This is a genomic window from Shewanella yunxiaonensis (assembly GCF_018223345.1).
GTDB classification, from domain to species: Bacteria; Pseudomonadota; Gammaproteobacteria; order Enterobacterales; family Shewanellaceae; genus Shewanella; species Shewanella yunxiaonensis.
Window position 1 is genome coordinate 629,000 of record NZ_CP073587.1, and the last position, 24,613, is coordinate 653,612.

Genomic DNA, 24,613 nt, shown 5'->3' on the forward strand with positions numbered 1-24,613 from the left:
TTGATTGAAGGGTTACAGGAAGTCAGCAACCAGCACGGTCAGCAGACCGCTAAGGGTGTTAGTTTCACCACCACTGATAGTGGCTTTCAGTGCTTCACGGGCTGCCTGTTCATGGGTACCACGTACCACCAGCAGGTTAGGCTTAATGCCCAGCGGCTTGCCGCCATCAGCTTTGAATGCACGCATGGCACCATAAGCAGCCCAGATGTTGTCTGCAGTTAAGTCCTTGCGACTGGCATAGGCCATCTGCCACATGCCGTAACCCGCATTAGCACGACAATCCATGCCATAGCGGAATTGCTTAGCCATGAATACCTGCTCATCGTCCATCTTGGTCATCTGCTGGAACTGCATACTGCGGCGGTTCTGATAGATGAATGGCTTAATGGCGCGGGTGGTATCCAGCAGGAACCACATTGGGTTAGAACTGGCGCTGTTGTCGTCGTAGTTAGCGACGCTGACAGCAGCCCCTGTACCATCCGCATTCGGATAGACTGGATGGTCAGTGTCAAAGAAATACTGACCGTCATAACATTCAGTGCTGATACCGGCATCCAACAATGGGAACACTAGCTCATCCGGGAATACGGTGGCAGCACGCCCCATTTCCTGCATCAGCGGTTTATAAACACCGATGTTATCGTCTTCGATATCGTCGCGGTCTACGCCAACAGTGCTTTCAAAGGGAATGTTAGTGATGGTGTAACTTGCAGCGGCCATGTCATTAATGACACGGTCACCTACCCATTGGCGGAGTGCCGGAAACTTGCCTAACCAGCCATAGGTGGTTGACTTGCCGGTACCCGGAACTTCAGTGGCAATCTGCAGATACTGACTGGCAGCTAACGTCTGACCGGCCTGAAATTCAGCACGAAAACCAACCATTAACGCTTGCAGCGCGGCGGGGGTGATAATCATTATTTAGTCTCCTTTGCTTTGGCAAAGTCGGCATGGCTCATGCCAAGCTCATCTGCCACGGCCTTATCTTCAGCAGTCAATGCCGCCACGCCTTTGTCATGAGTGGTGGTGTCTTTGACATCGGTTTGGGTGGTGGTAAGCGCTGCGATAGCGGCACGACCTGACAGCAACTTAGTCAGCGCAGCTACACCGCTAGTCTTGCCAATTGCGGTAAGCCACTCACGATCTGCAGCACCGTAAACTTTCCCCGCCTTTTCAGCGTCACCGATGGCAGTGGTGACTGCAGCATCGCCAGCAGTTGAACTGAGTGCGGCGACTTTCGTCTGCAGCTCGTTGTACGCTTCAACCGGCACATATTTAGTGGGGTCAACTTCGCCTTTCTTTTGAGCCGTCAATGCAGCCAAGGCGGTTTCGGATGCATCGGCTTTGTCAGCCTTTGCTTTCAAGGCGGTGCAGGCAGCAATGCCTTTATCAATTAACCCAGTGACGGCTTCAGCGTTAGTGAGGTCTACGCCCTCACAGCTCACGCCGAGCGCAGCCAGCAGGCGCTGTGCTTGGTTCATAGTGATATCTCCCTGTTGGGGTTTTGTTGAAAAATCTTTAGTGAGTGCGGCGACAGCTTTAAGACCATCGAGCGCAGGATTATTGGTGAGTGCGATATGCAGCAGCGCTATCGGTCTTCCCGTTTCTTTGTCGTAGGAAAATACCGCACTGATGTAGCGATATTCTCCGCCGCGAATGTACTCAACAGCCCTAGCTGTCCAGGTGATAGGATTGGCAAACAAACCGAAGCCTGGTTCGTAACCTAATGCTGAAGGTTTAAACCATCCAGCCGCTGGTGCAGGCTGACCGTTCTCTTCGGTACGCAAGGTTTGGTGTTCGTAATCGGCGGGAAAATCATTGATGCGAGTAAGTGCGTTAGCCTGAATAGACTGCCAGGAAAGTTCATCCATTATCCATTGCCCACTAGGGACGTCAGTGGGTCGGCCATCCGTGGCCGCGAACGCACCGTCAGGGAGCAGTTGTACGCGGCTATCGCTGTGCTCATTTATTATGAGCGAACAAGCAACTGTGCCCAGATGGGCATGGACAGCAGTCATAGCAGCAATAGCGGTGGTTGATTTGCGCATAAACAAAAGGCACTCACAGTAAACTTGAGTGCCCAGTGTCTATGGTGTGCGGGGGTTAGTGGGTTTGAAACGTTTCTGGGTTATGCTTCGTCGGCGGGTTCAAACTTAGCATTAATTACAACAGCTTCTTTAATCTGACCATCGAGATCTTTCGCATTAATTTGAAGCGTCACTGGTGAACGTTGCCACTCACCATCTTTCAATGCCTCAATATGTTTACCCTCAAGGGTTTTATCTTGAACCCTGGCAACGAACTCAACATGAGAAGTCAGGCAACGCAGTTTAACTTTAAACTCATCAGGGTTACTGGAATCAACGCTCAGTATACGATACTTCCCATCTAACCGAATTTCTTCAGATTTGCGGCGCGCATTTTTGGATAGTTCACTTGCTACTTCACCAGTAACCTCTACACCTTGCAATTCAAAAGTAGTTGCACCTGAAGCCCTTTTAAGCAGTTCAGCTCGCGAGTCATCTGCTAATGATGCGACGTTAGCGACTTGAGCGTTTTTCACTACTAGCTCAGTAATCAGTTTTGTTCTTTCGGTCTCTTGTTCTGATGCGAACTTCAAATTTTCTATCATCGCACGTTGTTCTTCAGACTTGATTTCAGCCTGCCTAACCTCGGTACGTTTATCCAGATAATGTTTAACTACTGCACTTCCCGCCCAAATTAGCGCAATTCCAAGAACTGTAGTAACAACGTATTCAGGTTCCATTTTACCCACCATATCAACAGCCATCTTTTCTAATATGTTCTGAAGATTCACATCAAAGATAGAGCTTCCTTCGCTAACAGTGACAACTATCTCAAGCGCCTTTTTCTCTTCTTGTGTCAGACTTCTTACATTTGGTGAATTGTACCTTGTTAAAGCGTATGACTTATAAATATTAGCCTGAAGCTCAATGAAAGCCTTCATCACGCTAGGGGTCAAACTAGATTTAAATTCATCGCCCTGAAGCCTTATTGACATTTTAGGCCATCCTTTAAATTCGATGGCCTCTTCGGATAAGGTCAATGATTGACTCATTAGTTTTTGGAGTAGGTTGAAAGCCTCATCTTCAGAAGAGATGACAAGTGTGGTGCCAGCCATTGATATTCCCTATGTTATTTTTCTTCCATATGCGCAACAAATAACACTGTAAACCAGTTTAAATCCCGTTTAAATCCTCTTGTAAGCGTTTAAATGGTTTTTGTGCGCGTGGTTGTATCAAATTTTGCACTGCGTTCGTTACAGTTCATTTTAGCGCGTCACACATCTGAGAGCAGATAATCACCTAGCGTTGCCAAAATCTCCTGCTCATCGACCGTGTTGATCCCCAAATACTCACGAGCTGGGATATTGCCCCACGGGATGGGGTGGCCGTTGACGTTGCCGAACTCGCCCTTATCGGCGCCATAGAACATCACCGCGCCGTAAATCATCGGCGTACCAATCTCGACAGCATTGCTGAAAGCGTTGTATGCCAGGTTAAACAGGTAGCCATTTTCGATCAGGATTTTATCGACGTTCTTTTTCTTGCGGGATTTGGTGACGTCACTTAATGGCGCGAAGGCTTCACCGTCTGGGGTAACGCCTTGCTCAATGCGGTCCTGGTTACTGCCTAACAGATATTCCCCAATGGCAGTCATGGCAGGTTTTAGATCCCCGGCATGTTGTTGCAGCTTTTGAAAGGCATTTGAAAGCTCATCAAAGCCGGTTTCAGTGATGGTTAAATTTACGCCTGCCATTGGCAGTGACTCCTGTTATAATCAGCCTAATGGTAACGCCATTTGGGTACGGCCGCATAATGACGTTGCGATGCACAACATCCCGTTACGGTGTTGAGGCCCCAATCAATATCCCGCGCCGCTGTTTGTTTATGTAGTTCACATCGCTTGGCATCATGGTCCACGCTTCCAGCAACCCCTTGTTTACTTGCGTTACCAACAGCAGTGCTTTGCCTTTTTTATCTTTGTAGACCTTCATCATTCGCACCCGAAGCTCTATTTTTCCGGTACCTTTATGGCGTTCAAATGTCGCCCAGGTTTCATCCGGGTTTTTCAGTAGATCAATTAACCAGGTGATGTAAGGGGCACGGCCTAAGTCATCTTTCATGTGCGCTGCCAAACTGGCGGCATTGATGTAAACAGGAAGTGGCCCATCTTCCAGCACCACTTCGGCAGCACCAAACAGGTGCGTAATATTATTAGTTAGCTGCTGTACTGACGTAACGTGACTACCGAGGGCGGTAGGTATGGCATTAACGGGCAGTGCCGCTGCTAGTCCTGCGGTCTTCCAGTTCCCTGGGGTGAGTTGTTCCCATGCGTCTGCTTTAAGATGCTGCCACTGTGCCATCGCCTGGTCATTGAGCTGCTTGCCGAACGCGACTTCACCCGGCGAATAGTCGAACCCCGGATCAATCCCTTTTGGGATATCCAGCACTTCGCCCGTTTTCTGGTTACTCCATTCGTAGGTTTCGGTGCCGGGTTCCTGGCTGACCACCAAGCCACGGCGCTTGATTTGCTCGGCAGTTAGACCGCGAACGGAACAGGTACAGCCCCAGCCGTTCTGTGGAAAGTGGGTTTTCCACCACGGGCTAGTGGCGGGCAAGATCAAATCGTTCCAGGATAAATGGTCTTGCCGTGGTACTGACGGATGGCCGTGCTTGTACTGCCAGTATTCAAACTGTTGCAGTTGCTGCCAGCGGCCTGTGTTATAGCTCTGGCGCATGTTGGTGTCGTAGATAATCTGTGACCGCCAGTCGGCATTGCCCTTATGATCCCAACCGTGCTTGGCAACAATATCCTTAAACTGCTTTTTAAATTCGCCCAGGCTCATACCATCAGCAATGGCGGCATCCACTGACTGACGCAGGTCAGTGAGCAAGTCAGCTTTCTGTGCCCCGGCCACCACAAAGGCACGGCTGTGCATGCCACCCCATATGTCATCCCAGGCGGCAGTTGGCAGATTGAGTTTGCCCCGGAAGAAGTCGATAGCGAGCTGGAACTGCACGCTGCCATATTGGGTTTCTGGCATATTAGTTCCCCAGCTCTACATCGTATCTTCCCGCCAGTGCGGCGGCAGCCATTGCCTGTTGCATGATGGCAGATAGTGCAACTGCCCCCCGATCGCTGAACGATGTAATCAGTGCCTTTTCCACATCATCCCAACTGGTTGCCTCATTAACAGCCTTGCTAATTGCGCTGATGTCATCATCCAGTTGCTGACCTGCCGCGACAGCTAATGCCTGAGTTAGCGGATCAATATCGGCTGACTTAGGCGCAGCTTGCTTCAACGCCACAATGGCACGCAGGGCGGCAGCTGTTGGATCGGGTTTAGTCGCTGGCAGCTGTGACTGCCGTTGTTTTCCACTCAGCATTTGATTGATCAGATTATCCGGGATTGCCGGGAACCCGGCTTTAATCAGTGCCTGGGCAGCATCCTTATCCAGTTCTCCGGCGGTGTACTGCTGGATGATTTCACTCAGCGAGGTTATCTGCGCACCATTCAGTGCCGTCTGCTGTACTGAATCTGTACCTGCTCCTGGTGTTGCGGTTGGCTGTGATTGTGCTGCATCAGCATTGGGGGCTGTGGCTGGCAGCTGCTGCACGCCAAGCACCAGTTCATCATCTTTTGGTACCGGGATTTTTAGCTTATCGGCGACCCACTGGTTAGATATTTTCATGCCGATATTTACCAGTGCAGGTATCGCTTCTGAGTAGGTTTTTAAATCTTCAGGGTCCTGCGTATCAAATACCAACCGTGGACGACGGCGCATATTGCTGAAGGTGCTGCCATTGAGCATCACCAGCGGCCACACTAAATCACGGGTCAACGTGCTGGCGATTTGTCGCAGGTCACTGGCCAGCAATTCCTGGCGCACTTCATCATGGACATTACCCAGCGCATTGGTGGATGACTTGCCGTCTGCCTGGCTGGTGAGCGTACCGCCGAGAATGGCTTTACTGGCGCTGCGTTCTGCCCAGCTCACCATTGCCATGTAGGGGCCTTCACCACCTTTCGCTGCTTCTTCAAAATCAATCTGCATACCGGTCGGGATAATGCCGCCAGCGTTATGGCCGATACTCATTACCGCCTGCAACAGTGTGGATTTTTCATCCTTGGTGGCACCGGAAGGATACTTACCAAGTCGCAGCGGCAGACCATAGATTTCCAGAAATTCAGCCAAGTCCCTGACCGAATAGTTCTTAAACAGGAACGGCCACGCTAATACCCGGATTAAGCCGGCACGGGCAATATAGCCACTCTTGGCTTTATGGGTATGTTGAATCCATCCCAGCGGCCACAGTGCTTCTGTTTGCCCTCCATCTAAGCGCAGCAGTACCTTATTACGGTCGTCATCATTAGTCTCAAAGCGGCGCGCTGGGATACTTTCAAATTTGCCTGGGTACCAAATGTTACCCTCATTCTCCCAGTGGATCTGGCTATTGGAGATTGCACGCAGAATGCCATCACCCATATCTAAAATGAGGTCTTCAAAATCCGGCAGGCTGTTGATGATATCGGTGACCATATCGGCGTCACGTTGCTCTGCAGCGCTGGCGTTCTTCGGTGCCACTATCTGCCACTGTTTACCCAGCAGTGCATTCTTGCGCTTCTGAATTTCAGCCATGATGTGCGCATCTTTCTCTTCAATATCATCAGCCAGGTCAAACTGATCCACCAAGTAGCCTTGTTCGGCGTTCAACATGATTTCTGCCAGCCGTGCCGGATTCAAGCCAGAAGTTGGGTGTGTGTCCCATTCACGACTCACATAACCGACCTGGGCGCGGTCGGTTTGTAATTCTTTTAAGGCTGAGTTATTGCGCCCCAACCGTGCTTTAATCTCTGCAGGTGTCGCCATCACCAGCCTCCTTTGGTTGAAATTGGATAATCATCGTCATCATCTGGACGGTTAAAATTACGGGATGCTGCACCGTCCCAGCGGCTGGTTGATTTAGGTAGTGCGGTGTACTCAATCGCGTAGCCATCCATCAAGCTGGCACGCCACGCCATCGCCAGTGCGATCGCTGAGTCACCATGTCGCTGTCCGGTACCGCCAGCATTTTTACTGCGGTCTATCTTTGGCACCCCGTTGATGGTCTGGATTTTTGATAGGTCATCGAGAATGTCCTGATGGCGCGGAATGGTGATTAGTCCATCTTCAAAACCACTTTTAAACTTGGGCATCCACTCGCGGTACCACGGATCATTAAGCATCACCTGCTCGACCAGATCCGTACCAAAGGTTAAGGCGGCGGCTTCTGCCAGATAACCCCCGTTTCCCGTTGCATCAAATGCCGCACCACTTAGCCGTGGTAAGCGCCGCATAATATGCAGCACTATCTGCCGCTGCTGGTCATAGGTCATCATGCGTAGCTCGACCAGGAACGGTACCCGCCGTTGCAAGTCTTTGCCGATTTCTAATGGAGCCAGCACGGTAAGGTCGCCTTTACGCGCAAAGTCCTCGCCAAAGGCATGAGATAATTCCGGGGAAAGCTGATCCAGTAGCGGGTCAAGTTCACTGGCTAGCCAATCACCTACAAATCCGGCGCGCTGGTCATTGGTCCATTCCAGAAATCCTTTGGGTGCTTCCAGATATAAAATAGGAATATCCGGCTGCATCGCACTTTCAATCAGCAGTCGAGGCAGATACTGACCACCAGACTGTTTAGGCACGCAGTAGTATTCTTCCAGCGCATCATCTTCGGTGGCGGTGTCTTTCAGCAGTCCGGCTTTCCATTCATCTTCGGCAGTTTGGCTCCACTCAGTTCGCTTTACCTGACAGATACGTTTATACAACCCATCACGGCAAGCATCGTCCAGGGTGATGGTGTGAACGCTGTAACGTTTCTTACCCGCAAGGCTGTCCTGGATTAACTGGTTAAACAGATTGGCAACGCCATTATGCGTGGAGATCAACCGGACTTTTGCCCCCCACATGGTGAGCGCCAGTGCCGCTTTTAAGACTTCGGCCAGATGTTCGTGGAAGGCGGCTTCGTCGATGGTGACATTACCCTGCATACCACGCAGGTTGGACGGTCTGGAGCTGAGGGCCTGCACCTTGTAACCACTGGCGAAGTACACCACAAAGGTGAGGATGTCTTTGTCGCCATCCTGCAGCACTTCCTCTCCAATCTCGGAACAGGCTTTGTCATAGGCTTTGGCCCACATGGCAACGGCGTCGATATACTCCCGCGCCATCTCTTTTTGTGAACCGACATAAAAGCAGTTGGTACCACCGGCACTCGGTGACTTGGAGGCATCCAGCGCATCATCAGCGGCCTGTGCCCAAGTCAGACCGGTACGGCGCGACTTCTGAGCGATCTTTAGTGGTGAGTCATCCGCAATCCAGCGCTTCTGATAACCGAGTAAAACTTCTTTCTTATCAAAGGCACCAGAAAGAATCGCAGCAGAACTGGACTGCTGCATGATGTGGTTTTGTTCAGCTCTGAGTTCCAGTGCCATTATGCGATCCCCAGAATTTCCCGCTTGATGGCATCGGCCTGTTCGCGGCTAAGCCCTGACTTGGATGCCACTTTCTCAGCAGCTTCTGCCGCCTCTGCCGCAAACGCCGCACGGATCTCTTTCTCGCGCTTGTGGCTGGCCATAGCGGCAGATTCCAAACGCTGCACTGCTAACATGGCATCTTTAATCATGCCAACATCAGCAGGCTCACCACCTTCCGATTCGGCTAACAGGGCTTTAAATAGCTGTGAACGGGCCATTTCCAGAATGAATTTGGTGACTTCACCGGTAGGCTTATCGCCCAGTTCTGCCGTCCATACTTGGGTGATCTCGCGCATCTCGCGCAATGACTTACCTACCGCTTCCATTTTGGTGGCATAGCGATTCAACCCGGCACGGCTAAGTTGCGTTTCTTCCGGCAAACCTGCCGCTTTGATAAGGGCATTCACTTCATCCAGCAGTTCGAGCTGGGTGATAGAACCATCACGCAAACCGGCGTCCAGACGCTTGCGAATTTTCTCCGGCAACAAATCGACTTTTGAACGGCGTCCACGGGTAGTTTCTGCCATAACTATTCTCCAGCGCGTGGACGTTTGATACCGGGAACGCGAGCCAACCCACGAGCAACGTCTTCGCCACGCCCAGTGATAGTCGCCACCATGGTCTTACCAACCAGTTCAATGGTGACTAGCCCTTGTTCTTGTAGCCAAGTCAGTTGCGTGCGTACACCATCCCGGCTAATGTCCAGCCCGTAAGCATCCAGAATGTCGTGAATAATGGATTCGTTAAGCTGATACCCAGATTCATCCGCTAGGCTGCGCAGGATCACCAGCCGTTGGTGTTCTGCTCTAATTTCAGACAACGCCATTTATCGGTCTCCTCTGCGTTCACCTTCCAGCTCGTTCTGGATCAGCATGTCTACGTTGTTGCGAATGTGGTTGATGCCTTGTTCCATCGCGCCGAATCGCGCCCCCAAACCTTCCAAGGTTTTGTCTAAGCGATGCAATTCATCGCGGCTTGGCATCGCCTTTAAATGCAGTTCCGCATCTCGCAAGCGCTGGTTCATATCCATCACGGTATTAACCACTTTGTTATGTTCCGTCATCGGCACAAACTTCCGACTGAGCCAAGCCATGCCCAAGGTGCCGATAATGGAACCGATGGTGGCGACTATCGGCCAAACTTTAAAAAGCACATCAAGCACGGCGGCCTCCTGTCATTACCTGATTGCGGTGTTCCTGTTGGCGCTGGCAACTGATGCAACGCTGAGCGTATTGCATGACAGCGAGGCGCTCAGGCTCTATCGGTTCACCACAATCAACGCACGTCCCTGTTGCCAGTGATGTAGGTCTCGCGGCTTCTAACACTGTGGCAATCGCGTCAGTGCGGTCGCGTTCTTCCTTCTCACTGGCCCTGTCAAATACATCCATGAGCGGTCCTATTTCTGCTGAGTTTTAAAACCTGAGCGGCTATTCATCCAATATCCATGCAACGTTGTAATGTCAGAACGGCATTGTTGGATCTGGTTTTCTAGTTTTGTCACCCTTAGATAAAGCACACCAAATGCCAAACCAAGTACTGATAAAATGATTAATAGGATGGCCATGTCACTTCTCCTGTGCATTCAGTTGTTCTACCTTGTGCTGTTGCCACGCTCTGGCGGCAGCATTATCCAAATTACATTTGCCAAGATCGTCGTAGAGTGAGATCACCAACGCCGCCAACTGCGGATTGCTCACGCAGTTCGATTGTGGATGTTGTAAGCAGGGGATGATTGCGGTTGGTACCGGCGTAATATGGCACCATGGCAGTAGTGCCTCCGGCATCAGCACATACTGCGTCTTGGTTACCGGCACAGGTCGCACTATGGGCGGCTTGCTGGAGCAACTGCACAACATCATCAGGCACAGTGTTATCGCGCCAATCTTTTGTGTGCTCATCTTTCGCCTCCGCCAATAGCTGTTTTAATGTGGATTTAAGCGCTGCGTTATCTGCCGTTAATGAGGCTTTTGCGCGTTCTGTTGCTTGCATCAGCGCTGCAATCTCGTCACGTTCTTTCAGCAGCAAGGCGTTATCGCGATTGAGATCGCCGACAGAACTGGCGAGCTTATCGGCATCTGACTGCAATATCTGGATATCGGCATTGGCACTGGTTAAATCTGTTTGTGCGGTTTTCAACTGGTGACTCGTCATGAGAAACACCACCAGCAGAAACGCTGCAAGAATCCCTAACAGCACCGTCGTAATACCGAGCGCCTTTTGTTTAATGTCATCAATTATCATTTGGTTATCTCCGATAAACACAGTTGACGTTCTTTTGCTCGACGGGAAGCAAGCCCTGGCCACTGAATACCGTGGGCATATATCCAGCCGTTACAACCATATTTCCCGCATGCATTAGTTAACTCGTAACAAGCACCAACACGGTCGCCTGCCAGCAACTTTTGACGCAGAGTAGAGGTAGCGAAATTCCCTTCGCCAAGGTTGAAAATAAAAGATAGATAAGCGCCATGTTCTCCATTCGATAGCGGTATTGGCGCAAGGAGTAACAAAGCGTCGTCAGCCTTTTTTATATCGCGGGCAAACAGTGCATTACATTCTTCTTCTGTATAGGTTTTTCCGATGATAATTTCTGAGCCAGTATGGCCACGACACACACTAAGTTTTTGAGCAATGTCGTAGTAAGCCTGAGCTGAGTACCCCTCAAAGTCAGCGATATATACCCCACCAGTCACAGCACCAATACTTAGACCTATCCCTGTTAAGAAATTGCGCAATGAGTTAGCCATGCATAGCCTCCTGCTGCGCTTTTTCTTGCGCTAACAATTCAGCTTGTGCTCGGAGAATGTGCAGCTTAGTTACGGCATTCCAGCCTTTATTGAAATAGCTTTGACGTGTTGCGTGATGGCTATAAAGCGGGGGTTCTGGTGGTACGTTCCCGGCGAGTTCTGCAGCCAGCCGATTTTTAAATCCAGTCATCGCACAGTCTCGATAAACCGGATTTTGAATACGGCGTTCTTGTGCTCCGCTAAACTCTGATTTATTTACCGCACTGCAAGTATTGTTATGCGTGCGATAGCTATTTGAAGTATTGATAAGCGCCATAAAACAAACCGGGACAATGATTTGTTGTCATTGTCCCGGCTGCTGGCGCTGGCGTGAGTTTGAAACGTTTCTGGGTTAACCGTTACACGATTTACCACCAAACTCTACTGGTGATTTTTCACCATTGATTTTATTTATTTGATTTTGTATTTCCCACATTTGGCATGGGTATATAGTGGCATCTGCATAACCATTACCATGTATGCGATATATATAGGAAGGATTTAAAGCCATTTTAATTCTTATATCGTTCCAATCCATAAACGTCATTACAGCCGATATCCATTTACAACCATATTTATCGCAATCTGGTTTTGTCCATCCTAATGCTGTTTTATATTTATTCTTATTTCCATCATCAGCATATTCAGGATAAAAGGCATTACCTAATGTTAGATAAGTAGTTATCGAAGCTATTACCGGATCTTGACCTTTTTTATATTGCACCATGATAGTTGATGGGTCATTGGATAAAGCATGACCATCATTACCCCATTGGGTGCTTCTTATGGTCCATGTTTGAGTCATCTTATCTAACTTAGATTCTACTTTTAAGGTTGGTGAATAACCTATCATCCCTGCGGCCATACTGGCGCATCCGGTAATTAATATAGCTGTAGCTGCCATAATAAATTTTTTCATCACATTCTCCCTGATGTTGTTATCCGTCCGGTGACGGACTATAGCACCGCTCAACTTTTCATCACAATAACTTACGTTGTTTTCTGGCGACCATCGCACGGCGTTGCTCAGCCACAATCATATAAACCCGGCGTTCTGTCATGCCATAATCTTGGGCTAACTCTGCCAAGTTCTTGCCGTTGTAATGCCGCCAAATTTCAATATCACGCAGCGCCGTTTTCATGCGACTACCGTTCGGCAGATACACATCACCCCGACCACCGAAGTAGTTGCCAATCACCATTGCCAGCTCTTCAGCCGTGCGGCGATTATTGGGGATGTCATTCGCAGCCAGCGTGGCTTCCATCACTGCACACAAACTCTGCAGCGTAGATGGCCAGTGGCTCTGCTCATCCTGCACACCGTTGATAAAGTAGTCGCGCTCATTCGGGTCAAGTTCACGCATGCGGTTAAGCAGTTCCTGCAGTTCTGCCGCATCATCCGGCAGTAACTCCAACTGATCTTCAGTCATGTTGGCCTCCTGTATCGTCAATGGGTTTAGGATCTGGTGCTATGTAACCAAAGCGTTCAAGTAGTGCATGATGTTCTGCAATATTCTTCTGCTTCATCAGCGCGTCTTGTATTGATGTTGCACTGCCAGAGCGTTCATACCTATCGGGTTTGCGCTCAGTGGTAACGCTAACGCCTTGGGCATCGGCATAGGATTCCAGCACACGCTTGAGATAGTTGTGATTAGTCAACGGTCTGACTTTGCCATCTGTACGACTGGCACGCAGTTTCATCACCGTTTCGGTTAATGCTTCACGTAACAAGTCAGTACTGGATGCCATGGCCAAGGTTTCAGTGGTTAGTTTGAGTGCCCGGTTCCAACTGAGATCGGATTTTTCCGGACGGAAAAGACCAATGTAAGCCACCATCACTCGCGCTAAGCCAGCGTTCATTTTGGTGAGTTCTGCCAGCAACTCCCTGGCGGCATCATCTTGCACCAGCGCATCTAAGTGCAAACTGCTATGGCAAACCGGACAACGACAGAGTTTCATAATCCATTACATCCCAAATTCATAAGATTCAATCACTGCGTCATAACCGTATAAACGCCCCGTATCAGGGTTGATACAGTCACGGCCAGAGCGCGCTTTAATACGTTCAACCAGCACCCGGCGGTGCCAGCTTTTTAATGATTCCAGCACGCGATCTGCCTGGTCGTATGACAGCCAGCGCACACTGGCAATACGGTCAGTGGTCATGCGGCGCACATAGGCATCGAGCGCAGTCTCACTGCTGTCGTTGATCACCAGGTGTTTACCCATGTTGATCCACACCGCCACAATCTTGTCGACAACTGGATTCTTACTGCTGCCGCTGGGCTTGCTTAAACGACGTTTAACGCCTGTTCTCATCGTCTTTGAAAGCGGTTTAAAGCCTTTGGTTTTCAGCAGTTCCATCACTTGTTCAAGCTCGCCCAAGTGCATCTCACGCAGCGACTGTTTGCCTACGGCTGATTGCAGCATAGCGCGGTAAACATCCTCATCCAGCGCGAGCACATTGCGGCCAACGTTGATCAGTTTTTTGAGCTGCGCTTTACGCGCTTCGGCATTGGGATGGGTCATTCTTCATCCTCCTCATCTTCTTTGGTGACAATGACGACTCGGCGCTTAATTCTAGGTTTTGTATGGTCACGCCAACCACTGCAGTGCTGATCCAGCCAGGCAGATGCTTGCTCACGGCGCACAGAAATATCCCGGTCTTTGATGGGTAAACGGCGCATCACATAGGCCAGTAGTTCTGCTGCATGTCGTGTCATTAACGTCGTTCCTTATTACCCGGAATGATTTCATAGTCAGTTGGCTGCTCATCAGTACATGATCACCACATCATGCAGACACCATTACGGTGTTTCGCAGAAGGTGGCGGGGTTGCCCCCGCCGTTTTTCTGCTGCACTGTTAAGTTTCCACACACAACAGCGAGCAAAAAAATGAGTAAATCCATCAAAGAACAAGTGGCTGATATCCTTAACAGACCTGCACAACTTATTAAGGCATCTCCTGATAAGTTCGTTAACACGGTGTTTGGCATGGCCTGCGTTGACCTATTGCATAATGGTCAACCAATTAATCATCAATCTTTGGCTGCATATATTGAGTTGAAGATTGAGGCAAGCCAGAACTCTCCATTACTACCGATGTTCCAAGCTGCACTCGACCTTCTGACTTCAGAACATGCTGGCTGATATAGTCTGTTGTCATAATCAGCAGATAGATGAAATCGATTGATTCCATCTTGTCAGATACTGCCTGGATACAACGGAACAACCCTTGCGCCACGTTCTCATTGGGATAAGGGATGAACTGCCACTGACCATCTTCTTTGAGTACCCATCCAGGGATCTCACGCAAGGCGGCGTGGTCATTGGTATGTTCATCAACCTGCGAAACGCATAGGTATGATTTAGTGACGCTGTCGTAGACCGTTTTTCCTGAAAAGGGTATTTCCTCAACAGGCCTTGCACGGCTTGCCAGCGCTATCATTCGTTGCGCATAGCGCATCTTTGCTTCTTCTGAAAGTTCCATTGTTCCCTCCGGCTGCTCATCAGTACCGAGCCACCACGCTCGGCATACCCTCCCGCTTACTGCATAACAGCGGGTGGTTTCGCTTATGAATGTTCTGTTTTTTTCACCTCACAACCTTGAGCGAGGAGATAACGAGTACAGATATCCTCCAATGTAAACTCGCTGCTGGCTTCGCTATCTACACCAAGGTCAACTGCTAAATTCACAAGATCTTCAACGTCAAATACGAAAACATTTTTGCTTTGCTGAGATAAAACAGATGGGTGAATGCCACCAATCATGCTCACGTGATATATGCGACCATCGTCGTCACTTACATCGCAAATAGCTGTCTTGATAAAGAACCGTGCCTTAAGCCCACTTAATCGTGATTTGGCCATATCAGTCATCCTCATCTTCAGTAGCCGTTCTATCTGCAGCAATCACTTCGGCACATGCCAGCGAGATAGCCCGGCAAATGACTTCTCGTTGTCTCAGTGCTCTCGCGCTTATAACCCCCTCAAGCGATTGCAGCATTGAGCCTGCAGCGGCGACACAGACTTCCGGCTTGGCTGCTGCCATCTGTGCCAGCTCTGCATGCAGGTCCAGCACAGATAACGTAAACAATTCAGCAACCAGTAATTTGAATCGCACCTGGTCACCATACGCACTGACATCCTCAAGCAGTGCGCTGATATTGGCCGAAGCCAGAGGTGCATTAAGCACCTCAGCTGCGTAGTTATGACGTGGTTCCATTACGCCGCCTTAGCCGCAGCGGCGGCGAGCTTCTGTGCACACGCTTCCAGCTCTACGCGACGACCAAAGTTGCGGCAGAAGGCTTCACGGTTGCGTGCATAATCTTGGTTCTCAAAGGTGTTAGCGTTCTGACGTGCCACGTTCCAGTAATCGGCAGCCTGCGTGTAATGGCCTTCACGTTCTAACGCTGCTGCTTGTGCTGCAGGCTCCAGGTAGCGATGGTTCTCTTGAAATGCGTTGGTCTTAAACATGGTTAACTCCCCCGTTAAAGGCTGCTGATATCCAGTGGCAGCTGTTGGTATTTGCCATTTGACTGGCGTTCGTAAAGACGCAGGTACTCGCTGGTTCCGGTGATTTGAATAGCATCGGCAATTGCATCCATTGCCCGGTGCCACTGTTGATCGTCGATGTCCAACTGACGCAAACTCAGTACCTGATTCACATCAATACGGCCCTGTTGATTGACGCGGAATGCATGTTCTACCATCGCCATCAGGCGGGTATCTGCGCCACCGCTCCAGTTGTGAATACACTCATCAATCAACGCCTTGGCAGCTTGGATACGTTCGTCAAAGACCCGGTGTTCTCCGACCGCACGCACGATCTGATAGCGGCCATCAAAGCTGGTCAGCGTGACATTGCCTTTCTTGCCGCCATAGTTAACGCCGTATTCAGCGGATGACAGATCCACGAAATCTGTCAGCTGAGACATGGCATCCAGTTTGAAGTCAGTCATGTTGGTGCGCAGTTCCTTTGCTGCTTTAACAACAGTCAGCACGACTTCATCGCGCAATTTATCCAGGGGTTTGATACGGTCTTCCGGGACCAGATCACCCTTTGCGTTTTGCCGGTACCCGGCAGGGATAGTGTTAGTTGTCATAGCCATTCTCCTTCTTAGTTCAATTCCCAACGGATGGTGCTGCCATTAAACTGGCAGGCCCCAAAGCGGCGGCGATTACCATCCATACACTCAACGATCTCTACAGATGCGCTGATAAAGTCAGTGCTTGGGTTATCAATGGTGATAACCCGTTCTGTGGTTTTCAGTACCCGCATACCGCGCAGGCGCAGCGCAGCAACGATGTCAAAAATGGGGCGTGTTCTTCTCATGACTGTTCTCCTAACTGTTCTTCACGTTCTGCTTTAACGATTGGTGCGCACTTAGGGCAGTAATCAAACCCGTTCTCATCAATCAGCCATCCAGCATCTCCCAGCGCGTAATATTCAATTTCGGAAGATGATGGATCTTGGCTATTGAGTTCTTTTTCCCTTCCGCAGTTGAACCCATCGCATTTAACTTTTGCCTCGAATGACATACCTACCTCACTCATTCCCTTCCAAATCTTTAAACGCTGCACGGATCAACTCCTCGTTAAGCGCAGTTCCTTTGCCGTTGGCGATGGTGGCTGCCATGCGTAGTGTCTGATTCAACAGGCGTAGCGCTCCTGGACGATCAGCAATCTGTTGCAACAGCTTGATGGTGTTGGTGTCGTTGATAGCCCAGGCAGCAGCGATGGCACTAACGTCGTTCTGCTTAGCCTTGTGAATGCCCACCTTCTTAGCGATACGCGAAAACAGGCGAGCAAAGTCCTCGGTACGACGACCACCAGTGAGTTGCGTATAAACCCGGTTGTTGCCTACTAGCACTAGGCCAATTCCGGTTTGTTCCTGCAGGATGCGCAGTTCTTCCATTGCGGGGTAATCCAAGTGATCGGCTTCATCTACAATCACTAGCCCACTGGTACCCATTAAGCGGCGTTTGACTTGGCGAGATAACGGACCTTTGCGGCGGGGGGCATCGAGCCCCAGTTCCAATGACAGCTCATACAGACATTCGGCAATCCCTGAGCAGCTGGGTGACGCGGTGATCATCCAGCAGTTGTTATTGCTCTGAGCGTATTCGCGGCAGGTGGTGGTTTTACCCACGCCGCTGGCGCCGAAAATGACGCTGATAACCTCGGCAGCATGGGCATAGGCCAGTGCTGTCAGGATCTGCTTTGCGGTCTGGGTTTGGACAAAGCCAGGGGCAACTATCGACTGGCGCTTGGCATTGCGCATAGCCAACCATTGACCTAACTTTTCGGTGACCGATTCCAGATTGCCGTTATCATACCGGCGGTTCAGATACTGGCTGATCACCGAGGCTGACAGGCTGACCTCACGTGCCAGTTTTGACTGGGTGATTTCGCCGCTTTCAATCAGTGTCTGGCACTGATTGATTACGTGATCCATTTCGGTGTTACGCTCCATTGTGACGACATTTGACATGGGTGGTTCTCCCTATAGTTGACGGCGTTGTTTTTCTGCGAGCAGCTCCGCTACTCCTGCAGCAAAATCGGTTTCAATATCCAGCGCTGGCGCAGCTTCGGTGGTGGCCATGACTTTGCGCACGGTATTGCCATGGCGCAGGTGCACCATTTCAGAAGCTGCAGGGGCTGGAGTAGTTGGGGTATCGGGTGAGATTTGGCGCATAAGTTCAGCAGCCTCGATGGCATCCATCTGTAGCTGTTTTTTTGCGGCAATTTTTTGGGCTTTGACTTTTCCCTTACGATGGCGGTCGTGTTCACGTGCAGCATCGGTATCGCCGAAACCTGCACCACTGATGCATTCTGCCTCGCCGATCAATAAACCCTGCAGCTCATAACAGACGACACTGGTATGCAGGTTGTCTGGGTCAAAACGCACCACCACTTTTTTGCCGATATATTGGAATAACGCATCACAGTGGTAGAGATTTGTTCGACCTCTGATGCTGCCACTGGCCTCAGTGGACACGCATCCATTGCGATCTACGCGTACAGCCTCGGAACTCAACATCAGCATGCGGATCTGTTCTGCGTTAGGCTTACGGACTACAGCATTGGCATAGCTATTGTTAAAAGCTTCATCGAAGCTCAACACCCCACGACATACCTCGGTTTGGCGCTTCTCTCGTTGGTTGTATTGCCGTATACCATCAGCTAATACCTCCATAAACTTCTCAACAGGAATAGCCCTGCTGCCGTAGTTTTCAGGTTTAGCCATTGGATTTGGGCCAGTGTAGGCACCAGTAAACGCTGGGTGTTTATCGACAAATTCGTTTAAACCACCCACACCAAAGGCGCGTTCTATCGGCTTTGCCTGACCGTGGCCTTTACCAAATTGCACTGATGACCAATGCAGTTTGATGCCCATCATGGGTATCAAACCCAGCGGATCATCGGGCTTTACCTTGAAGCGGTAGCGGTTAGGTACACCGCCAGTCAGCCACTTGTTGGCTGCTGCTCGGGTGTTATCGATGGTAATGTCGCGGGGGATGCCATATTCACGAACTACATCCATCAGGCTGAGGCGAATAGTGTCGGTATTTTCACTAATACCTGTGCGCCAGCCGATGATTTTTCTACTGCGGATGTCCTGCCAAAACCACGTTTTAGGACGCACAATATCGCCGTTGTACCAGCGCACAAATACGTTATGTAGGTACCCGTCACCGTTGATCCATTGCATAGCCTCAATATCCTCAACGGTACGGGTTTGCGATGGATAAAGTTTCATCAAAGCATGCTCGCCTTGACGCAGCAGCACTTGTTGTTCGTGTGGAATTTCGGCTTTAAAACGGCGCTCAAGACTTTTAACTGAGGGTACAGACCAACCCTTTGCTTTTGCAGCATCTTTAAGACGGTAATAACATGCCTTAAATGAAGGTTGATCCAGTCGAAGGTAGTCCGCCTTGAAGCATTCCCAAGCCTGTTCATCAATCTCTGCGCGGCGGCTTTCTGCTGCGTTCATTGCAAGAATTTTGTTTTTGGTCAGCAGTTGTGGCAACCAGTCTGCTGGATCGTAGCCCTCAACTTTCAGAACATCCCGAATAAGGGTGGCTTTGGCTACATCAAATTCACGGCAAACATGAGCATAGGCATCCATCTTGCCGAATCCCGTTTCCACGAGTGCATGAAAGGCGCGAACATAGGTAACTTTGCGCTGTGCTTTGGCCTGAGCATTGTTACCTGCGCGTTCCCAAAGCGCCCATAACGCATCGCGGTCATAACGTGGTTGTGCGGGTTTAGGAAGGTTAAGCAACTTGCCGTCGAACTCAAGCTTGCCCTGGCGAACTAATAGGGCTGCGCGAGCTGCAGGGGGTAAGCTGTTGATGTGATATTCACGACCTCCACCACGACCATCGCGCTTGCGGTAAGTCCAGTTTTCTTTAGTAGCACGAAGAGCTGTACCTTGTGGTGTTGTTGGGCAATCAGGTAAACCAGCAATTTCAGTTGTTGTGTAGTATTCCTTTACATCAATCATTATCGCCTCCGAACAACTCCAGTTCAGGCGTTCCTGATTTTGCTACGTTCTGACGATGCCAGGCTAAACCCCCCATAACATTGCTAAGCGCACCAATGGTTTCGTCAGCCTCAGCATTGCCTGCATAAAATTTAATGAGTAAACCTATTGCCTCAGCGAACCCTGATTGCAGCTCGTTGATCTCTTTATGATCAGCAGCTTTCCCGGCAGGAATATCAATCACCAACATCCCCGCTGATGACGCGATATAGCGTGTCATCAAATCGATGCCACAGGCGTGTTCAAATGAGCGGATTAACACCGCAGGCATGCGACCATTTTCAAGCCATTTGTAAATGGTCCACTTATTTGGCAGCCCCATAAGATCTGCTACGCGGTCAACTGACAAATTTTTACGTTCTTTTGCATGCTCAAGGCAAAGCTCCATAGCATGTCGTAAAGAGTTTGCGGTGACCTTTTTCCAGTTTATTCTTGTCATTGGATCAGCCCCTATCTTGGCCTTTCCAAATAAAAGCGGATCGTGCCCCTGTGCGGATAGCGATCGCATGTCTACTATTTGGATCAGTCAGATTGATGGAGATTTGAGATGAAGGATTCATGCAACAGCCTGCTGCAGTGCATCGCCATTAGTAGATGTGCTAAACTCTTCCGCGTAACGGCTAGGCCAAATTTCAGCAGGATCAACACCAATAGCATCGGCGATGATTTGCTCGCCTTTTGGCCATTTTCTATCTAATGCATTTTGGAGCGTGTTAGATGCCAGTCCGTTAGATTTTGATAAGTTAGTGAGTGACCCGCAGGCTTTTCTGACTTCGGCAAGAATGTCTTGTCTGTGCCAGTCACTCTTTATGCGTGAGTGGTTCTTGCGCATTTTTTTGGCCTCGTTTATTAGTCGTTCATTTGAAATGAGAGAGTAAAATACACGACTAATATCCATCTTTTTGAAATGATGGTCAACTCAAAAAAATGCTTTCAAGTTGTAATTTTAATGCGATCCACTCATTTAAAATTTAATTATAAGTATTTTCAAGAAGTTACATTTAACTAAACAAAATGGATATAAACTTGAATGAGTGTTTCAACTTTGAAAGAACAAGTTGAAAGTTTCCGAATCCGCTTAAATGAGTTGATTGGAGACCAAAGCTATCGAGCATTTGCTAACAAATGTTCCTTATCCGAAACAGCAATAAGGAAATATTCGGTTGGCGAATCGACTCCTAATCTAGAAAGACTTTATGCAATTGCTGAGGCTTCTGGTGTTTCACTTAGATGGTTAACTACCGGTGAAGGACCTATGTACCAAGATGGTACTGGCTATTTTGGCGAAATAGATATTCCTCCAAATACTTATCGTTATAGAAAAGAAGAGTCAAGTACTGTTAAAGAAGATTTCCACCAAGATGGAAATTTTAAACATGAATATGCACTAATACCTGTTTACCAAGTTTCTGTCTCTGCGGGGAATGGTAGTTTTGTTGGTGAAGAACATTCAGATAAACACCTGGCGTTTCGCCGTAGATGGCTGACGATGCGCGGCTTTGATGAGCAGGATCTGGCAGTGGTTATGGCTAATGGTGACAGCATGGAGCCAACCATACCGAATAAAAGCACGCTGGTGGTTCATACCGGACGCAAGCAGCCAACAGATGGCAACATCTATGTAATTAGGAATGGCGACCAGGTGTGGGTAAAACGCATTCAGGTTAAGCCTGGTGCGTGGCTACTACTGAGTGAAAACAAACTGTATCCGCCTATTGAAATACCAATGACGGAACAGAATCAGTTTGAGATTGTGGGGCAGGTCGTTCACATATCGAAAGATATCGGGGACTAAAATTTAAAGACCATTTAAACGGTGGTTGATGAAAGTGCGCAGTTATCAAAACAAGAGGCGCAAACCTCAATGGCTGCGCCTCATTTCTCAAATCTTATTTTTTTGCTGTTGCCTGTTTTTCAACTTAACCAGGCTAAGGTAATATCACCTACAACCCTTGATATATTGGCGTTTTCCCAGAATCCGATCTCGTTAATTTCAAGCTTTTTTCGGTTGTTCCCGGTTTCTTTATTCATTTATCAACATTTTAGACCCTATACAGCGGATCAAGTGTATGTTGCAGTCTGAGCATGTCACCAAACAACAAATAGCATTTTTGCGAAAACTTTATCTGGCTCATCTTATCGATGATCAGCAGCACAACCTGTTGTCATTGCAGAAACAAACCGGGATGCCTCGACGCACGCTGCAGGACGCTATTGCCGCATTTGGTGATATTGGTATTGCGGTGGAATTTGTACAGGATGGCGGGCGCAACAACGCCGGCCACTATCACATCAAAACCTGGGGACCGGTTAACAGCGCCTGGGTGGGGACTCATTTAGTTCAGATCGAGTCGATATTACAGTTGCCTAAAGCTTAAAACAGCCAACTGGCAGCGAAAATCAGCCAACTTAATAACAGTAATGCCCAAGGTAGCCACACGCGGACAGTGGACGGAGCTATTTCGGTAACTTCCGCGATGTCGTCATCGGCTAGTGCTGTTTTATTGGCGCGCAGTTTTTTGGCTAATCTGTCGCGTTCTCTGGCCTTGGCTTTTTGCTGCTTTTTATATTCAGCGATCCCTTTTTCTATGCCTTGAGCAATCAGCTTGGTCTGTTCTTTAGTTTGACCAGGCTTCTGCGTCGCGCGCGCAATCTGCAGTGCTTGTTCCTGCGTTTCAACCGAAATAGGCATTTTAGTGGGCATAACCACTCCATAAGTTTGGCGTTGCTCGTCATTATACTGCCATTCTGCCGTCTTGCTGGACGCCAGCGCAAATTACCGCGACAATCATCTCAGGATTTATCAGCGGGATGAGTAGTTTGTCCGACCAACAATATTCTGGCAGCGATGATGCCACAGTCCTAAGCAATAGTGCGGCATCTGCCAAGGTGCTGCCGTGGATTTTTAGTTTCCTTAAGCCTTATCGTTGGCGTGTCATCGCGGCCTTGGTATGTTTGCTTATCGGCTCGTTAGCCTGGCTGTCATTAGGGCAGGGGGTGCGGCTGATGGTGGATCAGGGCTTTGCTGCCGGAAATCCACAACGACTCAACCAAATTATTCTGTTTATTTTGGCGATTACCGCTGTAAGCGCCTCCGCAGTCTTTTGCCGTTTTTATCTGATGACCTGGCTCGGCGAAAAAGTCAGCAATGATATCCGTCGTTTAGTCTATCAACAGCTGTTGTCACAAAGCCGCGATTTCTTTGCCAGATTGCGCACCGGTGAGGTGATTTCTCGCTTTACCGCCGACACCACCTTATTGCAGACCGTTGTCGGCTCCAGTTTGTCGATGGCATTGCGTTCATCTGTCACTGTGATTGGGGGGCTGGTAATGATGGGCGTGACCAGTTGGAAGCTGACCGCCTTGGTATTGCTGGCCGTGCCGTTGGTATTAGTGCCGGTTGGTGTGCTCGGACGAAAAGTTAGGCGGCTGGCTCGTAGCAGTCAGGACAAGGTTGCGGATTTAGGTGCCTTTGTGGATGAAACCTTGCACGAGATCCATACCGTGCAATCGTATGGGCATGAACCCAGCGATAAAGTGCGTTTTGACCAGCATTTGGCTGAAGTGTTAAAAGCGGCCAGTGGCCGGATTTATTATCGGGCACTGCTGATCTCTGGCGTGATGTTACTGAGTATCGCTGCCATTGTCTTTGTTACCTGGGTGGGGGCGCATGATGTCATGCAGGGACGGATTTCTGCCGGACAACTCTCTGCTTTCATGTTTTACGCTGTGATGGTGGCAGGCGCGGTGGCGACTATCAGTGAGGTTGTGGGCGATATCCAACGTGCCGTCGGGGCGACGGAGCGGTTGTTAGAGCTGGCTAATACTCCGGTCACGATTGAGGAGCCGCTCAGTCCGCTACCCTTACCACAACCACTTAGCGGGGAATTGGCCGCTCACGATCTGCAATTTGCATATCAGGCGGGAGATCCAGTGTTGAAGCAACTGAATTTTACGGTGAAACCGGGAGAGCGCGTCGCCTTAGTGGGCCCAAGTGGTGCCGGTAAAACCACCCTGTTTCAGTTGCTGCAACGTTTTTACCTGCCCACATCGGGGTTTATAACCCTGGACGGTGTGGATATTTCAAAAGTCTCGCTAACACAGTTGCGTGCCCAGTTTGCGCTGGTTCCTCAGGAGTCGGTGATCTTTGCGGACAGCGTGCTGGAAAATGTGCGTTATGGACGTCCACAAGCCAGTGAGGCTGAAGTCATTGCCGCATGCGAAGCCGCCCATGCTGATGAATTTATCCGTGAATTTGCCGATGGCTACCACACATATCTGGGAGAGCGCGGAATGCGCTTGTCTGGCGGTCAGAAACAACGGATCTCTATTGCCCGTGCAATCCTGGCAGATCGGCCTTTGTTGTTGCTGGATGAAGCCACCAGTGCCTTGGATGCGGTCAGTGAAGTGATGGTGAAAAAGGCCTTAGACCGACTGATGGCCGGGCGCACCACCTTAGTGATTGCGCATCGGTTAGCGACGGTATTAAACGCGGATCGCATTTTGGTGTTTGAGAAAGGGCAGCTAGTTGCCAGTGGGACTCACCCGCAACTGTTGGAACAAAGCCCGTTATATCGAGAATTTGCCACTCTGCAATTGCTGGCCCCCGAGGCCGTTGGTACTCCCTCGATACTGCAGTAATGGCGGTTGGCCAAGTCATCGGGTGAGTTATTTTGCTGTTTGCGTATAGACTGTGCGGCAGTTTCCCGTTTAATCACACCAGCCAGCAATAGAGTA

The 24,613-nt window shown here is 49.6% G+C and carries 35 protein-coding genes and 2 other RNA genes; 3 read left to right on the forward strand and 34 right to left on the reverse strand.

The features are described 5' to 3' along the window. Positions 1-12: 12 nt before the first annotated feature. The 33 genes from KDN34_RS02935 to KDN34_RS03095 form a co-directional block, all read right to left on the reverse strand. On the reverse strand, positions 13-918 hold the full coding sequence (locus KDN34_RS02935) for a Mu-like prophage major head subunit gpT family protein (RefSeq protein WP_212595449.1): 906 nt from the start codon (positions 916-918) through the stop codon (positions 13-15). Then, positions 918-2,048: a phage protease gene (locus KDN34_RS02940; protein WP_212595450.1), complete on the reverse strand. Its 1,131-nt coding sequence runs from the start codon at positions 2,046-2,048 to the stop codon at positions 918-920. Before KDN34_RS02940 ends, KDN34_RS02935 begins: the two co-directional genes overlap by 1 nt. Before the next feature lie 80 nt (positions 2,049-2,128). Beyond that, a complete protein-coding gene (locus KDN34_RS02945) occupies positions 2,129-3,142 on the reverse strand; it encodes a hypothetical protein (protein ID WP_212595451.1) in 1,014 nt (337 codons plus the stop codon). 158 nt (positions 3,143-3,300) lie between these two features. Further along, positions 3,301-3,780: a phage virion morphogenesis protein gene (locus KDN34_RS02950; RefSeq protein WP_212595452.1), complete on the reverse strand. Its 480-nt coding sequence runs from the start codon at positions 3,778-3,780 to the stop codon at positions 3,301-3,303. Positions 3,781-3,865: 85 nt separating this feature from the next. Continuing rightward, positions 3,866-5,068 (reverse strand): PBECR2 nuclease fold domain-containing protein, encoded by a 1,203-nt coding sequence (locus KDN34_RS02955; RefSeq protein WP_212595453.1) that lies wholly within the window; start codon positions 5,066-5,068, stop codon positions 3,866-3,868. A gap of 1 nt (position 5,069) precedes the next feature. Beyond that, on the reverse strand, positions 5,070-6,896 hold the full coding sequence (locus KDN34_RS02960; protein WP_212595454.1) for a DUF935 domain-containing protein: 1,827 nt from the start codon (positions 6,894-6,896) through the stop codon (positions 5,070-5,072). Continuing rightward, entirely contained in the window at positions 6,896-8,464 is a 1,569-nt protein-coding gene (locus KDN34_RS02965; protein WP_212596501.1) for a hypothetical protein, read from the reverse strand. The genes KDN34_RS02960 and KDN34_RS02965 overlap by 1 nt, the downstream gene beginning before the upstream one ends. 35 nt (positions 8,465-8,499) lie before the next feature. After that, complete coding sequence (locus KDN34_RS02970) at positions 8,500-9,069, reverse strand: DUF3486 family protein (protein ID WP_212595455.1); 570 nt, start codon at positions 9,067-9,069, stop codon at positions 8,500-8,502. A gap of 2 nt (positions 9,070-9,071) precedes the next feature. Next, positions 9,072-9,368 (reverse strand): VpaChn25_0724 family phage protein, encoded by a 297-nt coding sequence (locus KDN34_RS02975; protein WP_212595456.1) that lies wholly within the window; start codon positions 9,366-9,368, stop codon positions 9,072-9,074. Beyond that, complete coding sequence (locus KDN34_RS02980; RefSeq protein ID WP_212595457.1) at positions 9,369-9,704, reverse strand: DUF2730 family protein; 336 nt, start codon at positions 9,702-9,704, stop codon at positions 9,369-9,371. Next, entirely contained in the window at positions 9,697-9,930 is a 234-nt protein-coding gene (locus tag KDN34_RS02985) for a TraR/DksA family transcriptional regulator (RefSeq protein ID WP_212595458.1), read from the reverse strand. The genes KDN34_RS02980 and KDN34_RS02985 overlap by 8 nt, the downstream gene beginning before the upstream one ends. Positions 9,931-9,938: 8 nt before the next feature. Beyond that, entirely contained in the window at positions 9,939-10,106 is a 168-nt protein-coding gene (locus KDN34_RS02990; RefSeq protein ID WP_212595459.1) for a hypothetical protein, read from the reverse strand. A 71-nt stretch (positions 10,107-10,177) separates the two neighbouring features. Then, a complete protein-coding gene (locus KDN34_RS02995) occupies positions 10,178-10,783 on the reverse strand; it encodes an ATP synthase subunit B family protein (protein WP_212595460.1) in 606 nt (201 codons plus the stop codon). Then, a complete protein-coding gene (locus KDN34_RS03000; RefSeq protein WP_212595461.1) occupies positions 10,780-11,289 on the reverse strand; it encodes a lysozyme in 510 nt (169 codons plus the stop codon). The genes KDN34_RS02995 and KDN34_RS03000 overlap by 4 nt, the downstream gene beginning before the upstream one ends. Then, positions 11,282-11,605, reverse strand: coding sequence for a hypothetical protein (locus KDN34_RS03005; protein ID WP_212595462.1), 324 nt, complete (start codon positions 11,603-11,605; stop codon positions 11,282-11,284). Before KDN34_RS03005 ends, KDN34_RS03000 begins: the two co-directional genes overlap by 8 nt. Positions 11,606-11,680: 75 nt before the next feature. Then, complete coding sequence (locus KDN34_RS03010; protein ID WP_212595463.1) at positions 11,681-12,247, reverse strand: hypothetical protein; 567 nt, start codon at positions 12,245-12,247, stop codon at positions 11,681-11,683. Positions 12,248-12,308: 61 nt separating this feature from the next. Beyond that, positions 12,309-12,758, reverse strand: coding sequence for a Mor transcription activator family protein (locus tag KDN34_RS03015; protein WP_212595464.1), 450 nt, complete (start codon positions 12,756-12,758; stop codon positions 12,309-12,311). Next, a complete protein-coding gene (locus KDN34_RS03020) occupies positions 12,751-13,287 on the reverse strand; it encodes a hypothetical protein (RefSeq protein ID WP_212595465.1) in 537 nt (178 codons plus the stop codon). Before KDN34_RS03020 ends, KDN34_RS03015 begins: the two co-directional genes overlap by 8 nt. Before the next feature lie 6 nt (positions 13,288-13,293). Continuing rightward, on the reverse strand, positions 13,294-13,857 hold the full coding sequence (locus tag KDN34_RS03025) for a gp16 family protein (RefSeq protein ID WP_212595466.1): 564 nt from the start codon (positions 13,855-13,857) through the stop codon (positions 13,294-13,296). Continuing rightward, positions 13,854-14,051, reverse strand: a complete 198-nt coding sequence (locus KDN34_RS03030) for a hypothetical protein (RefSeq protein ID WP_212595467.1) — start codon at positions 14,049-14,051, stop codon at positions 13,854-13,856. Before KDN34_RS03030 ends, KDN34_RS03025 begins: the two co-directional genes overlap by 4 nt. Positions 14,052-14,089: 38 nt before the next feature. After that, positions 14,090-14,151, reverse strand: an RNA gene (locus KDN34_RS03035) — hammerhead ribozyme type II. A 208-nt stretch (positions 14,152-14,359) separates the two neighbouring features. Further along, positions 14,360-14,818, reverse strand: coding sequence for a hypothetical protein (locus KDN34_RS03040; protein ID WP_212595468.1), 459 nt, complete (start codon positions 14,816-14,818; stop codon positions 14,360-14,362). Positions 14,819-14,824: 6 nt separating this feature from the next. Continuing rightward, positions 14,825-14,903: hammerhead ribozyme type II (locus tag KDN34_RS03045), an RNA gene on the reverse strand. Further along, positions 14,902-15,198, reverse strand: a complete 297-nt coding sequence (locus tag KDN34_RS03050; protein WP_212595469.1) for a hypothetical protein — start codon at positions 15,196-15,198, stop codon at positions 14,902-14,904. The genes KDN34_RS03045 and KDN34_RS03050 overlap by 2 nt, the downstream gene beginning before the upstream one ends. A gap of 1 nt (position 15,199) precedes the next feature. Further along, the gene (locus KDN34_RS03055) at positions 15,200-15,553 is read right to left on the reverse strand and encodes a hypothetical protein (RefSeq protein ID WP_212595470.1); all 354 of its coding nucleotides are present in this window, start codon (positions 15,551-15,553) and stop codon (positions 15,200-15,202) included. Then, positions 15,553-15,804, reverse strand: coding sequence for an ANR family transcriptional regulator (locus KDN34_RS03060; RefSeq protein ID WP_212595471.1), 252 nt, complete (start codon positions 15,802-15,804; stop codon positions 15,553-15,555). Before KDN34_RS03060 ends, KDN34_RS03055 begins: the two co-directional genes overlap by 1 nt. 14 nt (positions 15,805-15,818) lie before the next feature. Next, on the reverse strand, positions 15,819-16,433 hold the full coding sequence (locus tag KDN34_RS03065) for a DUF3164 family protein (protein ID WP_228730404.1): 615 nt from the start codon (positions 16,431-16,433) through the stop codon (positions 15,819-15,821). A gap of 14 nt (positions 16,434-16,447) precedes the next feature. Further along, the gene (locus KDN34_RS03070) at positions 16,448-16,663 is read right to left on the reverse strand and encodes a hypothetical protein (protein WP_212595473.1); all 216 of its coding nucleotides are present in this window, start codon (positions 16,661-16,663) and stop codon (positions 16,448-16,450) included. After that, complete coding sequence (locus tag KDN34_RS03075; protein WP_212595474.1) at positions 16,660-16,884, reverse strand: hypothetical protein; 225 nt, start codon at positions 16,882-16,884, stop codon at positions 16,660-16,662. Before KDN34_RS03075 ends, KDN34_RS03070 begins: the two co-directional genes overlap by 4 nt. Further along, on the reverse strand, positions 16,877-17,821 hold the full coding sequence (locus tag KDN34_RS03080; RefSeq protein ID WP_212595475.1) for an AAA family ATPase: 945 nt from the start codon (positions 17,819-17,821) through the stop codon (positions 16,877-16,879). The genes KDN34_RS03075 and KDN34_RS03080 overlap by 8 nt, the downstream gene beginning before the upstream one ends. 12 nt (positions 17,822-17,833) lie before the next feature. Next, positions 17,834-19,837, reverse strand: coding sequence for a transposase domain-containing protein (locus tag KDN34_RS03085; protein ID WP_228730405.1), 2,004 nt, complete (start codon positions 19,835-19,837; stop codon positions 17,834-17,836). Then, positions 19,830-20,315 carry a MerR family transcriptional regulator gene (locus tag KDN34_RS03090; protein WP_212595476.1) on the reverse strand — a complete coding sequence of 162 codons (486 nt, stop codon included), beginning with the start codon at positions 20,313-20,315 and terminating at the stop codon, positions 19,830-19,832. The genes KDN34_RS03085 and KDN34_RS03090 overlap by 8 nt, the downstream gene beginning before the upstream one ends. A gap of 117 nt (positions 20,316-20,432) precedes the next feature. Beyond that, positions 20,433-20,774: a helix-turn-helix domain-containing protein gene (locus tag KDN34_RS03095; RefSeq protein WP_228730406.1), complete on the reverse strand. Its 342-nt coding sequence runs from the start codon at positions 20,772-20,774 to the stop codon at positions 20,433-20,435. Between the two features lie 132 nt (positions 20,775-20,906). On the opposite strand from KDN34_RS03095, the gene KDN34_RS03100 reads away from it, so the two are divergent. Both KDN34_RS03100 and KDN34_RS03105 read left to right on the forward strand, forming a co-directional pair. Then, entirely contained in the window at positions 20,907-21,671 is a 765-nt protein-coding gene (locus KDN34_RS03100) for an XRE family transcriptional regulator (RefSeq protein WP_212595477.1), read from the forward strand. Between the two features lie 274 nt (positions 21,672-21,945). After that, positions 21,946-22,254, forward strand: a complete 309-nt coding sequence (locus KDN34_RS03105; protein WP_212595478.1) for a winged helix-turn-helix domain-containing protein — start codon at positions 21,946-21,948, stop codon at positions 22,252-22,254. On the opposite strand, the gene KDN34_RS03110 is transcribed toward KDN34_RS03105, so the two are convergent. Then, complete coding sequence (locus KDN34_RS03110; protein WP_228730407.1) at positions 22,251-22,580, reverse strand: DUF2956 domain-containing protein; 330 nt, start codon at positions 22,578-22,580, stop codon at positions 22,251-22,253. The genes KDN34_RS03105 and KDN34_RS03110 overlap by 4 nt on opposite strands. A gap of 107 nt (positions 22,581-22,687) precedes the next feature. On the opposite strand from KDN34_RS03110, the gene KDN34_RS03115 reads away from it, so the two are divergent. Then, positions 22,688-24,517: an ABC transporter transmembrane domain-containing protein gene (locus KDN34_RS03115; RefSeq protein ID WP_212595479.1), complete on the forward strand. Its 1,830-nt coding sequence runs from the start codon at positions 22,688-22,690 to the stop codon at positions 24,515-24,517. The last annotated feature ends 96 nt before the right edge of the window (positions 24,518-24,613 follow it).